This window comes from Spirillospora sp. NPDC049652 (assembly GCF_040675125.1).
In the GTDB taxonomy this organism is placed as follows: Bacteria; Actinomycetota; Actinomycetes; order Streptosporangiales; family Streptosporangiaceae; genus Spirillospora.
In genome coordinates this window covers 1-13,209 of sequence record NZ_JBFAOF010000109.1, presented here as the reverse complement: position 1 = coordinate 13,209, position 13,209 = coordinate 1, and the positions used below count along the sequence as shown (strand labels likewise).

Annotated in this window: 12 protein-coding genes and 2 pseudogenes; 8 read left to right on the top strand and 6 right to left on the bottom strand. The window is 74.0% G+C overall.

Going from position 1 to position 13,209, the window contains the following annotated elements; translation table 11 throughout:
• The first annotated feature begins 144 nt into the window (after window positions 1-144).
• Window positions 145-474: a hypothetical protein gene (locus tag AB0J52_RS10565; protein ID WP_500181319.1), complete on the top strand. Its 330-nt coding sequence runs from the start codon at window positions 145-147 to the stop codon at window positions 472-474.
• 45 nt (window positions 475-519) lie between these two features.
• On the opposite strand, the gene AB0J52_RS10560 is transcribed toward AB0J52_RS10565, so the two are convergent.
• Window positions 520-1,032 (bottom strand): hypothetical protein, encoded by a 513-nt coding sequence (locus AB0J52_RS10560; RefSeq protein WP_500181318.1) that lies wholly within the window; start codon window positions 1,030-1,032, stop codon window positions 520-522.
• Window positions 1,033-1,077: 45 nt separating this feature from the next.
• Between AB0J52_RS10560 and AB0J52_RS10555 the strand changes: the two genes are divergently transcribed.
• Window positions 1,078-2,019 (top strand): HpcH/HpaI aldolase/citrate lyase family protein, encoded by a 942-nt coding sequence (locus tag AB0J52_RS10555; RefSeq protein ID WP_500181317.1) that lies wholly within the window; start codon window positions 1,078-1,080, stop codon window positions 2,017-2,019.
• Between the two features lie 108 nt (window positions 2,020-2,127).
• A complete protein-coding gene (locus tag AB0J52_RS10550; protein ID WP_500181316.1) occupies window positions 2,128-3,645 on the top strand; it encodes a CPBP family intramembrane glutamic endopeptidase in 1,518 nt (505 codons plus the stop codon).
• A 43-nt stretch (window positions 3,646-3,688) separates the two neighbouring features.
• Here AB0J52_RS10550 and AB0J52_RS10545 read toward each other — a convergent pair.
• Window positions 3,689-3,988: pseudogene (locus tag AB0J52_RS10545) on the bottom strand (NUDIX hydrolase); the annotation flags it as partial.
• Between the two features lie 61 nt (window positions 3,989-4,049).
• Between AB0J52_RS10545 and AB0J52_RS10540 the strand changes: the two are divergent.
• The 4 genes from AB0J52_RS10540 to AB0J52_RS10525 all read left to right on the top strand — a co-directional run bounded on the left by AB0J52_RS10540 (window position 4,050) and on the right by AB0J52_RS10525 (window position 7,239).
• Entirely contained in the window at window positions 4,050-4,691 is a 642-nt protein-coding gene (locus AB0J52_RS10540; RefSeq protein ID WP_500181315.1) for a DUF6758 family protein, read from the top strand.
• Window positions 4,692-4,772: 81 nt separating this feature from the next.
• Window positions 4,773-5,606, top strand: a complete 834-nt coding sequence (locus AB0J52_RS10535; protein ID WP_500181314.1) for a PHP domain-containing protein — start codon at window positions 4,773-4,775, stop codon at window positions 5,604-5,606.
• Between the two features lie 10 nt (window positions 5,607-5,616).
• A complete protein-coding gene (locus AB0J52_RS10530; RefSeq protein ID WP_500181313.1) occupies window positions 5,617-6,327 on the top strand; it encodes an MBL fold metallo-hydrolase in 711 nt (236 codons plus the stop codon).
• Between the two features lie 39 nt (window positions 6,328-6,366).
• A complete protein-coding gene (locus tag AB0J52_RS10525) occupies window positions 6,367-7,239 on the top strand; it encodes a RecB family exonuclease (RefSeq protein ID WP_500181320.1) in 873 nt (290 codons plus the stop codon).
• 108 nt (window positions 7,240-7,347) lie between these two features.
• Here the strand turns inward: AB0J52_RS10525 and AB0J52_RS10520 are convergent, their stop codons facing one another.
• Both AB0J52_RS10520 and AB0J52_RS10515 read right to left on the bottom strand, forming a co-directional pair.
• Window positions 7,348-8,259, bottom strand: coding sequence for an oxygenase MpaB family protein (locus AB0J52_RS10520; RefSeq protein WP_500181312.1), 912 nt, complete (start codon window positions 8,257-8,259; stop codon window positions 7,348-7,350).
• A 180-nt stretch (window positions 8,260-8,439) separates the two neighbouring features.
• Window positions 8,440-9,327, bottom strand: coding sequence for an alpha/beta fold hydrolase (locus AB0J52_RS10515; RefSeq protein ID WP_500181311.1), 888 nt, complete (start codon window positions 9,325-9,327; stop codon window positions 8,440-8,442).
• Window positions 9,328-9,396: 69 nt separating this feature from the next.
• Between AB0J52_RS10515 and AB0J52_RS10510 the strand changes: the two genes are divergently transcribed.
• Entirely contained in the window at window positions 9,397-10,083 is a 687-nt protein-coding gene (locus tag AB0J52_RS10510) for a glycerophosphodiester phosphodiesterase (RefSeq protein WP_500181310.1), read from the top strand.
• A gap of 48 nt (window positions 10,084-10,131) precedes the next feature.
• On the opposite strand, the gene AB0J52_RS10505 is transcribed toward AB0J52_RS10510, so the two are convergent.
• Together AB0J52_RS10505 and AB0J52_RS10500 are read right to left on the bottom strand one after the other, a co-directional pair.
• Window positions 10,132-12,207, bottom strand: a complete 2,076-nt coding sequence (locus AB0J52_RS10505; protein ID WP_500181309.1) for a phosphocholine-specific phospholipase C — start codon at window positions 12,205-12,207, stop codon at window positions 10,132-10,134.
• A gap of 178 nt (window positions 12,208-12,385) precedes the next feature.
• Window positions 12,386-13,209, bottom strand: a pseudogene (locus AB0J52_RS10500) (hypothetical protein); the annotation flags it as partial.

The window sequence follows — 13,209 nt, the reverse complement described above, 5'->3', positions numbered from 1 at the left end:
CACCCACTCCCTTGCTCGTGAAAGACCAGGCTGGAAGTCGGACGGCGGCCGTCGCGCCCCCGCTTCGACGCGCCCGCGGACGAACGCCGCGCCGCCGTCGACCGCTTCCTGGAGGCGGCGGTCGGCGGCGACATCAACCGGCTCATGGCCGTCCTCGCGCCCGACGTCACGCTCTGGACGGACGGCGGCGGCAAGGTCCGCGCGGCGCTGCGCGTCATCCACGGCCGGGACAAGTTCGTGCGGTTCCTCCTCGCGGTGACCGGGCGGCCGTGGCAGGGCGTCCCGGTGGGCGAGTGGCGGCTCAGCTGGGCCGAGATCAACGGCGCGCCGGGGCTGATCATGGAGGGCGGGGGCCGCCTGCTCGGCACGATCAGCGTCACGACCGACGAGGACGGCCTGATCTCGACCGTCCACATGGTGAGCAACCCGGACAAGCTCCACGCCGTCCGGGACGGGCGCACCTTCGGCGGCTGAGCCGCTCGGCCGTTGGGCCGCTCGGCCGTCAGCGCGAGGGAGGGCTCAGCGGTCGGCGCGGCGGCGGGCGCCGAACATCCGCGGCGGTGTTCCCGCCGTCGTCGCCGGGGTCGGCACCGGACGGACCGTGGCGTAGGAGTCGTCGTACTCGCCCGGCGCCTCCTGGACCTCCTCGGTCGGAGTCAGCCGGACGATCCAGGACTCGGTGGCCCACGTCCCGGCCTGGCCCTCGTGCGAGCGCGCGTTGAGCCGTTCCTTCGCCATGACCGGGGTGATCTCGTCCCAGAGCTCGGTGCCCGGTTCGACGATCTCCACGGCGGCGGTGAACGTGATGAGCCGGCCGCCCTTGTCCTTGCTGCGGACCATCACCTTCGCGCGGGTCGCGTCCGGCAGGCCGGGGAGGGGCTGCTCGCCCTCGCCCCCGGTGAGCACGTACGCCGAGCCGTCATGCCAGACGTGCCAGGCGGCGTGCGGCTGGGGCGACCCCGAGAGGACCAGCCACAGCATGCCGGACTTCTTGAGGGCCTCCTCGATCAGGGCCGATCGCGTATCACCCATGCCGCCAGCGTCTCACACCGGGAGGGTCTGGGTAGCATCCGCGCCATGCGATCGCGACGTACCACCCTCGCCGTCCCCGGCAGCAATCCGCGCTTCATCGAGAAGGCGCAGGGGCTTCCCGCGGACGAGATCTTCCTCGACCTGGAGGACGCGGTCGCGCCCTCGGCCAAGGCGGACGCGCGCAAGAACATCGTCGCGGCGCTGAACGAGGGCGACTGGACCGGCAAGGTCCGGGTGGTCCGGATCAACGACCTGGACACCCCGCACGCCTACCGGGACGTGATCGAGGTCGTCGAGGGCGCCGGCGCGAACCTCGACTGCCTCATGCTGCCGAAGGCGCAGGACGCCACGCACGTCCAGTGGCTCGACCGGCTCGTCACCCAGATCGAGCGCGCGACGGGCCTGCCGGTCGGACGCATCGGCATCGAGGCCCAGATCGAGGACGCGCGGGGCATGACGAACATCGACGCGATCGCCGCGTCCTCGCCCCGGCTGGAGACGCTCGTCTTCGGACCGGGCGACTTCATGGCGTCGATCAACATGCGGACCCTGGTCGTGGGCGAGCAGCCGCCCGGATACACCGAGGGCGACGCCTACCACTACATCCTCATGCGCATCTTGCTGGCCGCCCGCGCCCACGGCCTGCAGGCCATCGACGGACCGTATTTCAACGTGCGGGATGTCGATGCGTTCCGGCGCGTGGCGCAGCGGTCGGCGGCGCTCGGCTTCGACGGCAAGTGGGTGCTGCACCCGTCCCAGGTGGACGCCGGCAACGAGGTGTTCTCCCCGGCCCAGGACGACTACGACCACGCCGAGCTCATCCTGGACGCCTACGAGCACGCGACGTCCGTGCAGGGCCGGGGCGCGGCCATGCTCGGCGACGAGATGATCGACGAGGCGTCCCGGAAGATGGCGCTCGTGATCGCCGCCAAGGGCCGCGCCGCCGGACTCGCCCGGACGAAGTCCTTCGAGCCGCCGGAAAGCTGAGCCGCAGCTGCGAACCTCCTGAAGATCGGCTCACCGGCGGGGCTCCGGGAGCCGTGCGCGCCTACTATCGTCCCGGGACCATATTGCCGCTGACCAGGGGAGACGCAGGTGTCGCAGCATCCGGGACCGCCGCCGTCCGATTCGCCGCAGCAGCCGGAGCCGTCCGGCTGGGCCCGGCCGGACGGTGGGCCGCCGCGGCAGGACGGCCCATCCCAGGAGCCACCACAACCTCACCACCCGCAACCGCAGCCGCAACCACAGGCTCCGGCCCAGCCGCAGGCTCCGGCCCAGTGGCCGCAGGGCCCGCAGGCCCAGTGGCCGCAGGGCCCGCAGGGGCAGCCGCAGCACCCCCAGTACCCGCGGTACCCGGAGCAGGCCCCCGCCCACCCGTATCCCTACGGGTACGGCTACGGCGGGCAGTATCCGCAGCCCTACGGGTATCCGCAGGTCAAGCAGCCGTGGACGGACGAGCCGCCGCCCGGCAGGCGGTACCACCAGCTCGCCCGGACCGAGCGGAACCGCTGGTGGCGGCCCCTGGTCGGGTCGCTGTTCGTGCTGGGCGGGGCGATCGTCGCGATGGTCGTCCTGATGATCCCGATGGCGATCGTCTGGACCGCGACCGGGCACAGCCTGGACGACTCGGGCGAGGACGGCTCGATCTTCGGCGACACCAACGCCGACCTGGTCTTCAACCTGGCCGGGCTCGCGCTGCTGATCCCGGTCGCCGGGTTCGCGGCGTGGTGGATCCAGCGCCGTCGCCCCGGCTCGCTGCTGTCGGTGACGGGCCGGATCCGGTGGCGCTGGCTGCTGGTCTGCTGCGGGCTGTCGCTGGCGTTCCTGGCCGTGTCGTTCGGGCTGTCGGTCGCGGCCGGGATGCTCGGCGGCGATGACGGCGGGGACGACGGCCACTGGGTGGGCTGGGGAGAGTTCCTGGTCACGGCCGTGATCGTGGTCGTGCTGGTGCCTTTCCAGGCGTCCGCCGAGGAGATCGTCTTCCGCGGCTGGCTGGTGCAGGCGGTCGGCGCGTACACGCTGGAGGGACGCACCGCGCCGGTCGCGCGGGCGCTGAGCCGGGTGCTGCGCACGCCGTGGCCGGGCATCGCGGTCGCGGGCGGCGCGTTCGCCCTCGGCCACGACTACACCGGCTGGGGCCCGGTGGACATCTTCATGTTCGGCGCGATCCTCGGCTGGCTGGCCGTCCGCACGGGCGGCCTGGAGGCCGGGATGGCCGTGCACACCTTCAACAACCTGATGTCGTTCCTCGTCCCGGCCGCGCTCGGGACGCTCGACCTCGACCAGGGCAGCGTCGGGTTCCTGCCGGTGCTGGCGGACGTGGCGGCCCTCGCCCTCTACGCCCTGGCCGTCGCCTGGCTGGCCCGCCGGATGGGCGTCACGAACCGGACCCCGGCGAAGCAGGACGACCGTCCCGGCGACCACTCGCCGGCCCCGAATCCCGGAACCGATCCGACGCCTCACGACGGCCCGGCGTCCCAGGACGGCCCTCCGCCGTATCAGCCCCAGGACGGCCCTCCGCCGTATCGGCCGCAGGACGGCTCGTGGCCTGGGCAGGCGTCGCCGGGGGGAGCACCCCCCACTCCCGCAGAGCCTCCAGCAACCCCGGCGTGAGCGGCAGGGCGTCCAGTTCGGAAACCGGCACCCACCGGACGTCGGCGGCGTCGTCGCCCGCCTGGAGGGTCCCGCCGACGGCCGTGGCGGCGTAGTCGTGGATCACGAAGGTGACGTCGCCGGGGCCGGGGCGCTCAACGACGCCCGCGAGCGCGCCGACGGAGACGACCAGCCCGGTCTCCTCCAGCAGCTCCCGGGCGACGGCGGCGGCGTCGGACTCGCCGGGTTCGACGCGTCCGCCGGGGACCGACCACAGGCCCTCGCCGGGCGGGCGCCCGCGCCGCACCAGCAGGAGCCTGTCCTGGCCGTCCCGCACGATTCCACCCACGCATGGCACTCTCATGAACTTATTTGACCAGGCTCCCCTTGACGTCCGCGAGGACCGGGGCACACGGTGGATAGCTATGAGGGCAGAGTCAATGTGCCCGCGCTGTGCCGGGAGTCTGCGTGCGCCGAACGCCTGGTCGAGCGACTGGTGGTGCTCGGCGCACGGTGCCGTCCTGCCCAGGCAACCCGCCAAGCGGCCGAGCGAGGACTGCCTCACCGCGGTCGTGCGGGACGCCCGGGTGCCGGTGTGGCTGCCCTGGCCGCTGCCGAAGGGATGGCTGGTCACCGGGTTCACGACCGCCGGCGACGAGCGGACCGGGGCGCGCGCCGTGGCGGTCGCGCTCGCCGGGCCGGGGCTGCTGCACGGTCCCGCGGACCTGCTGCTGGTGGCGGAGGAGCCGGGCGTGGGGCTCGGCGCACACTTCGCCGGGCTGCCGGGCCCCGATCCGGGGCTGGGCTTCGACGCCGGTCCGCCGCACGTGAAGCTGGAGGTGGACGGGCCGTCCGGCGGTCACGGCGTGTCGATGTGGGCGGTGCCGTCCGAGCCGGACCGGGCCGCCTACGTGGGCGAGGCGAAGGGTCTGTGGCTGTGGACGGTGATCTGGCCCGCCGACGCCGGGGCGCTGATGCTGGAACGCCCGCCGCTGCTCGACCTGCGCGAACCCGGCATGGAGATCAACGTCCCGTTCGGAGCCCCCTCCCCGCTCCTGGACGTCTGACCGCGCACCGCCCGGCGGCCGCTCCGGGACAGCCGCCGGAGACAGCCGGACGATGTCCGGGGCGGGCAATAGCCTCGGGGCATGCGGATCGACCTGCACACCCACAGCAGCGTGTCCGACGGGACGCGGCCGCCCGCCGAGGTCGTGCGCCGGGCGGCGGCGGCCGGGCTGGACGTGGTGGCGCTGACCGACCACGACACCACGCGGGGCTGGGACGAGGCGCGCGCCGCGCTGCCGCCCGGCCTGGAGTTCGTCCCGGGCATCGAGCTGTCCTGCGCGCTGGGCGGGCGCAGCCTGCACCTGCTGGGCTACCTGTTCGACCCGGACGATCCGGCGCTGGACGCGGAACTCGCGCGGTTGCAGGAGTCGCGGGACGGCCGCGGCCGCGAGATGGTCGCGCGGCTCCGCGAGCTCGGCTCGTCCGTCACGGTCGAGCAGGTCGAGCGGATCGCGGCCGGCGCGCGCATCGGCCGTCCGCACATCGCCCGGGCCATGGTCGAGGCGGGCACCGTCGCGTCCATGGACGAGGCGTTCACCGCCGACTGGATCGGCACGGACGGCCGCGCCAACGTCTCCCGCTACGCCCTCGACCCGGTGGAGGCCATCCGGCTGGTGCGGGACGCGGGCGGTGTGTCGGTCCTCGCGCATCCGCGCGTCAGGCGCGGCGGCTACGTCTTCGACGACGAGGTGATCGGCCGGCTGGCCGCGGCGGGCCTGGACGGCGTGGAGGTCGACCATCCCGGCCACGAGCCGGACGACCGCGCCGCGCTGCGCGTCCTCGCCGCCCGGCTGGGCCTGGCGGCGACGGGCTCCAGCGACGACCACGGCGAGCTGAGCGGCGACCGGATCGGTTGCGAGACGACCGACCCGAAGGCGTTCGAACGGCTCGTCGCCCGCGCGGGCGGGGCGCGGTAGGGTGCGGGGCGTGGACGCGCGCATCGAACAGGTGGTGACGTCGGGTCGGGTGACCCTGGACGACACCGAGTACGAGGTCGAGACCAACACCTACATCGTCGGCGACGACGAAGAGGTCATCGTGATCGACCCGGCGAACGACGCCGAGGCCATCCTCAAGGAGGTCGGCGACCGCGAGGTCATGGCCGTCCTGCTGACCGACGGCAACGAGCACCGCCTCAGCGTGGTGCTCGAGGTCGCCGCGGCCGGCGAGGAGGACGAGGAGAACTGGGCCCCCATCGCCCTGCACCGCGCCGACCGGCTGCTCTGGCGCGACTACTTCGGCCGCCTCGCCCGCGAGGAGGAGGACGAGGACGACGCCAAGGCGCTGCGCTCGCTGGAGCCCGACATCTGGCTGGAGGACGGCGGCGTCTTCGAGATCGCCGAGGTCCAGCTGGAGGTCATGCACACCCCCGGGCACACCCCGGGCAGCGTGAGCGTGATCAGCGAGCAGCTCGGCGTGCTGTTCTCCGGCGACACCCTGCACCGCGGCCGGCCGGGCTCGATCGGCGGCGCCTTCGACGACCTGCGCAAGCAGCTCAACTCGATCGGCGCGCTGCTCACCCCGCTGCCGAAGGACCTGCGGGTCCTGCCGGGCCAGGGCGAGGAGACCACCGTCGGCGACGAGGACGCCCGCTGGGAGAGCTGGGGCGCGCTCGCCACCGAGGGCGACGACGAGTAGCGGACCGCCTTGGAGCAGGAGCAGCTCGGCTTCGAGGACATGCCGCGACGGCTCTACGCCTGCACGCCGTCGCGGCTGAACGCCTGGCTGGACTGCCCCCGCCGGTACCGGATGACCTATCTGGACCGTCCGGCGCCGCCCAGGGGCCCGCGGTGGGCGCACAACAGCGTGGGCGTGAGCGTCCACAACGCCCTGGCGAACTGGTGGAAGCTCCCGCTCGGGGAGCGCACGCCGGAGGCCGCCGGGACGCTGCTGCTGCGCGGCTGGCTGACCGACGGGTTCCGCGACGGCGAGCAGGCCGCGCGCTGGCGGGCCCGGGCGCGCGAGATGGTCGAGCGGTACGTCGCCAGGATCGACCCGGCGGACGAGCCGGTCGGCGTCGAGCGGACGGTCGCGACCCGCACGTCCCGGCTCGCGGTCTCGGGACGCATCGACCGGCTGGACGAGCGCTCCGGTGAGCTGGTCGTCGTCGACTACAAGACCGGCCGGCACGTCCTCAGCGCCGACGACGCGCGCGGCTCGCTGGCCCTCGCGCTCTACGCGGTCGCCACGTCCCGCGTGCTCCGCAAGCCCTGCAACCGGGTCGAGCTGCACCATCTGCCGTCCGGCGAGGTCGCGGTCTGGGAGCACACCGAGGAGTCCCTCGGCCGGCACGTGACGCGCGCCGAGCAGATCGCGGACGAGGCGTCCGCGGCCGACGAGGCGTACAAGGCGCGCCGGGTGCCGCGTCCGCGCGCCGCGGAGGCCCCGCCGGTCGACCACGCGCCGTGGGACGAGCTGTTCCCGCCGCGTCCGAGCAGCCTGTGCGCCTGGTGCGACTTCTCCCGGCACTGCCCCGAAGGGCAGCAGGCCGCACCCCGCAAGGACCCCTGGGCCGCCCTCGACGCCGCCGAAGCCGAGCCGTCCCAGTAAGGGAGCACGGGAACCGCGGCACCGGGCGCCGCCGGGGACGGCGGAGGCCCCTGAGCCCCGCCGTCCCGCGGTCCTGACGTCGTGCGGTCCCGACGTTCCGCCGATGTGTCAGGCGTCCGCCGACGCCGTGGGGCGGGCGGGCCAGCGGCGGGGGTCGCGGAGGCCGTAGAGGCCGTGGCCGGTGTCGTAGCCCTCGGCCGCCAGACGCCGCCGAGCCCGCTCCAGCATGTCGCGGGTGGGCTTGGCGAAGGCGTAGTCGTGCAGGCGCTCAGGAACGGCGCTCAGGGCCGTCCGGAAGGAACGCAGCGCGGCGGTGACGGCGGGCTGGGGGACTTCGGGCAGGACGCCGTACATCCGGCGGGCCCAGGCGGGCAGCGAGTAGTAGCAGAGCGCGCCGAACGGGAAGTAGCCCGGCTTTCCGGGCGCGAGGAACCGCAGGTTCTCCGGCAGCGTGGGCCACAGCAGGAACCGGACGGTCGCGGCGGCCTCCTCGGTGACGCGCAGCGCCGGGCGCATGTCGTGGAGGTACTCGTCCATCTCCCGGACGGTGCCCGGGACGTCCTCGGCGTGCAGGCCGACGAACGTGGCCGTGTGGCGCTGCTCGTCCAGGTAGCGGTCGGCCATCGCGTCGGTGAGGGGCAGCCCGGACCGGCGCGCGACCTCCAGGTAGGAGTGGACCTCGGCGCAGTGCACCCAGCGCAGCAGTTCGGGCTGGTCCAGGCGCTCCTTCCGGCCGGTGTCGTGGTTCAGGATGCGCAGGCTGCGGTGGATGCCGCGGACGCGCGCCGCCAGCTCCTCGATCTCGGCCGGGCTGCCGAACGTCGCGGCGCCGACGAAGTCGGCGGTCCGCTGGAGCCGCCCGAACGGGTCCTCCTGGAAGTTGGAGTTCTGCCAGACGCCCCACATCGCGACCGGGTGCAGGGCCTGCAGCATGAGGCCGCGGACGCCGCCGACCCACATGGACCGGTCGATGTGCACGCGCCAGGTGACGCTTTCGGGGGGAACGACCGTAGCCGCCATCACGCACCTCCGGTGAGACAAACCTCAGTAAGTGTTTCATTACTTGGCTCGGCCCGGTCAGCGGGGGTGCGTGGAGGCGGCCTCCGGCGACGCCGGTCCTGGTCAGCGGATCAGCGGTCGTCCCTCGCGCGTGGCGGGGGCACGGTCGTCAGCGGAGGGCCCGCTCAGCGGAGGGCGTGCTCAGCGGAGGGCGCGCTCGGCGAGCGACCAGAAGTCGGTGAGCGCGGCGGCGGTGGTCTCCGGCGCGTCCACGGCCGGGGAGTGCGCGGCGCTCGGGATCACGACCTTCTCCGCGCCGAGGCGCTCGGCCATGGCCGCCTGGACGCGCGGGTCCCACACGTCGTCGTCCTCGCCGTACAGGACGAGCGTCCGCAGGCCCTCCTCGGCCATGAACTTGGCCAGCTCGTCCACCCGGTCGGGGCAGGTCGTCAGCTCGGTCGCCATCGTCATCAGGCCGGTCTCGCAGCTGCCGAGCGACCGGGCCTTGAGGAAGGCCACGATCTTCGGCGGGACGCCGCGGCGGACCGCGTCGGGCTCCAGCGCCAGCGTCCAGATCTGCTCCATGCCGAGCTGCGGGATCGAGTCGCGCAGCAGCACGGCCCGGTCGGCGGACGGCCCGGTCAGCGCGCCCGGACCCGAGCTCATCAGCGTGAACGACGCCACCCGCGCCGTCCGGGCGAGCACCGCCTCCCGGCTCACGAGGCCGCCGAACGAGTGCCCGACCAGGTGGACCGGCACGTCGCCGTCCGCGCCGAGCTCGGCGGCGAGGGCCGCCACGTCCGCGCCGAGCTCGGCGCGCGTGTACGACTCGGGGCCCGTCCCGGCGGGGGTCTCGTACTGGCCGCGCATGTCGACCGCGAGGACGCGCCGTCCGGCCGTGGCGAGCGTCTGCAGGACCGAGAGGAAGTCCTCCTTGCTCCCGGTGAAGCCCGGCACCAGCAGCGCCGGCCACCGTTCGGGCACGCCGGAGCCGGGCAGTGCCTCCAGGGCTGCGAACCTCCCGCGGGAGGTCTCGACGAACGTCCGGCGCACTCCGGAGGGCAGGGTCAGGAACCGGGGCGTACTCACGGGCCGCCAGCATACTGAACGCCCCGGTCGGAACACCGCCGAAGAGGCTTCGGTGGTAACGTTCCCGGCGTGGCCCAGCACCCGGCGGTCTCCGCCCACCGCCGTGACGCGGCGGGCCTGACCGGACTCCACGACGCCGCCGGCTCGGGCGCCGAGTACGTCGAGATCGACGTCCGCCGCACCGGGGACGGCGCGCTGGTCGTCCACCACGATCCCACGGTCGGCGGCCTGCCGCTCGCGCGGCTCGCCCGCGACCGCGCCGCCGAACTCGCCGACCACCCGGTCCCGCTGGTCAGCGAGGCGCTGGAGATCATCGCCGGCCGCGCCCGCGGCCACCTGGACCTCAAGGAGCGCGGTTGCGAGACCGAGCTGGTCGAGCTCGCCGAGGCGGCGCTCGGCCCGGACGGCTTCGTCGTCACCACGCGAGACGTCGCGAGCATCCGGCAGATCAAGAGTGACTTCCCGCACGTCCGAGTCGCGATGTCGGTCGGGCGCAGCCTGTGGGAGCTCGGCGCGCACCGCGACTTCGCGCCGGTCCGGGCGATCCGCAGGTCCGGCGCCGACCTGGTGGCGCTGAACCACCGGCTGGCGCGCGTCGGCGTCCTCGCGCAGATCGCCCGCGCGGGGTTCCCCGCGATGATCTGGACGGTCAACGGCGAGCCGCAGATGCGCCGCTTCCTCGCCGACCCGCGCGTCGAGGTCCTGATCACCGACCACCCCAGGCGGGCGCTCGACCTTCGCGACGCCCCCGCCTGACGGGTCGGCCGGCGGGTCGGCCGGGGTTCGGTGCTCCGGGTCTCGCGGTCAGCCGGTCGTGGCCGGGCGGCCGTCCTCCAGGCGGCCCATGAGGCGGCGGTGGAACGTGGCGTCCTCGGCGGCCTTGACCTCGACGTCGTGCCAGCCGTCGCGGGTCGGCCAGGTGATCGTGCGGGTGGCTCCCGGGGCGAGCGTGATCTTCCTGGTGGACGTCCCGTAGGCGAGGGCGCGGAGGGTGAACGTCAGCGCGTCCCGGCCGGGGTTGCCGAGGGTGATCGCGAGCGTGCGGGCGGCCTTGGCGGACGAGCTGACGACGGTCCCGGCAGCCTTGCCCCCGGTCGTCCCGGCGAACTCGCGGCGGAAGCCGTTCGGGCCGGTCAGCGTGAGGCGGTACCGGCCGTCCTTGAGGGGGACGCGATCGGTCTGCGACCTCGCGACGTCGTAGTGGCGCGGTGTCGCGAACTCCTTCGCGTAGGGGTAGAGGGCGAAGTGCGTCGAGCGCGTCCCGTCGTTGCGGAGGGTGACGAGCAGCGCGTCGCCGTCCAGGCGGGCGCTGGCCTCGGGCCGGTAGGGCAGCGGGCGGGACGGCTTGACCCCCGGTTCCACGACCGGGTCCTTCTGGACGAGGGGAGGCAGCGGCGGCCAGCGGAAGTAGAACTTCGGCGGATCGGCGGGCCGGTCCGGACGCGCCGGGCGCGACCTCCGGGTGAAGTCGAACGCCGAGGTCAGGTCGCCCGAGACCGTCCGGCGCCAAGGCCCGATGTTGGGCTCCCGGACGCCGAGCCAGCGCTCCAGGAACCGGATCGTCGAGGTGTGGTCGAAGACCTCCGAGCAGACGTTGCCGCCCGCCGTCCACGGCGAGACCACGATCATCGGGACCCGGAAGCCCAGGCCGACCGGCTTGCCGTCCACCCACTCCTCCTTGGCGGACGCGGGCGGCAGCGGCGGCGGGACGTGGTCGAAGTAGCCGTCGTTCTCGTCGAACAGCAGGAACAGCGCCGTGGACTCCCAGACCTCGGGATGCGAGGCCAGCGCGTCCAGCACCTCGTAGGTGATCCCCGCGCCCTGGACCGGGCTGCCCGAGCTCGGATGCTCCGAGTCGACGGCCGACGCCACGATGTACGACACCTGCGGCAGCCGTCCGGCGGCGACCGTCTCGCGGAAGCTCTTCGCGAGCGTTCCGCCGTGGACGCGGCGCAGAGCCCGGTCGAACAGGTCCCGCTCGTCCGGCGGAAGTGCCGCGACGGCCTTGTCCAGTTTCGCGAGCATCGTCGCCTGGTCGGCGGGCTTGGCCTTCGCGACGTCCCCGTAGAACGCCGTCAGGCTCTTGTACTGGCTGAACGAACCGAGCGCCTTGCGCATGACCCGCTTGAAGGTCACCAGGAACTCGAGCGGGTTGTCGGTGAAGTTGTCCCACTCCTGGAAGACCCGCCAGCCCACCCCGGCCTTCGACAGGCGCTCGGCGTAGGAGGTGAGGGCGTAGCCGGGGTGCGTGTCCTCGCTGTAGGCGTCGTTCTCGACCGCGCGGTGGCCGTTGGGCTCGTAGCCGATCGTGCCCGTCCAGTGGAACGTCCGGTTGGGGTTGGTGGGCCCGAACACCGAGGAGTGGTAGGCGTCGCAGATCGTGAACGTGTCGGCCAGCTCGTACTGGAACGGCAGGTCGCGGCGGTCGTAGTGGACCATCGTCGGGAGCTGCTTGGCGGCGATCCAGCCGTCGTGCCAGCCGTTGCCGCGCGCCTTCTGGCCGCCGTCCCACGAGTGGTCGAGGCCCGCGATGTAGTTGACGTCGGTGAGCGGGCCGTGGCCCACGGCGTCCCGCGCGAGGAACGGCCTCACGCGTCGGAGAAGGCCCTTCTGGTGGAACACCGGGTGCCCGTCGGGCAGCTCGATCGCGTTGCGGTCGGCGTATCCGCGCACGCCCCGCAACGTCCCGAAGTAGTGGTCGAAGCTGCGGTTCTCCTGCATCAGGAAGACCACGTGCCTGATCGCCTTCAGGCCGCCGGGCGGCAGCGGGCGGGCCAGGGCGGCGTGCACGGACGGCGGCAGCAGGGACGCGGCGGCCGCGCCACCGGCGACGGCCGCGCCGGACGCGAGGAAACGGCGGCGGGAGGGACCGGAGCTCATGCGGAGAACGCTGGGCGGCCGGGGTAACGGGAGGACGGCGATCCCGTATCGGCCGGGCAACGAACATGAAAGTTCTTCGAATGCTGCGGGGCCGGGTACGGGAAACGCCGGTCCCGGAGGTCCGGGACCGGCGTTCTCACTTGCTCGGCGCTGGACGCGACGGACGCGTCAGCGGCGGTCAGACGCTCTGCGGCTCCTCGACCGGAGCCCCGGCCGCCCGCCGGGCCCGCCGCGGCTTGGCGGCGCTCTCGGCGTCCGTGGCGTCCGCTTCGGCGGCGGTCGCGGTCGTCTTGCGGGTCCGCGTCCGCTTCGGCGCGGCCTCGGAGGCCGAGCCGTCCGCCTCGGGCGCGGCCGTCTTCCGCGCGCGCTTCGGCTTGCCCTCGACCACGTCCGCCGCTTCCGCCGCGGCGGTGGTGGTCTTGCGGGCCCGCGTCCGCTTGGGCGCCGCCTCGGCCGCCGGAGCGGCCTCGGCCGTCACGACGTCGTCGCCGGTCACCTCGGCGGCAGCGGTCTTCCGCGTCCGCTTCGGCTTGGCCTCGGCGGTCACGCCGTCCGCCGCACCCGAAGCCTCGACCTCGGCGGACACCTCGGTCGCGGCCTTGCGGCTGCGCGTGCGCTTGGGCGCCGCCTCGACCGTCGCGTCCGCGGACGCCTCGGTCGCGGCCGTCTTACGGGCCCGCGTGCGCTTGGGCGCGGCTTCGGCGGACGCCTCGGCATCAGGCGCGGCCTTGGCCTCGGCAGACGCCTCGGTCGCGGCGGCCTTGCGCGTCCGCGTGCGCTTGGGCGCGGCGTCAGCGGCAGGCGCGTCCGCATTGACCGGCCGCGTCGCCTCGACGGCGGGTGCCTCGGTCGGAGCCGTCGCGGCGGCCTTACGGGTGCGCGTGCGCTTGGGCGCGGCTTCGACCGGCGCGTCGGCGCTGGTCTCGGCCGTGACCTCGGCGGGTGCCTCGGTCGCGGTGCTCTTGCGAGCCCGCGTGCGCTTCGGCGCGGCCTCGGCGGCAG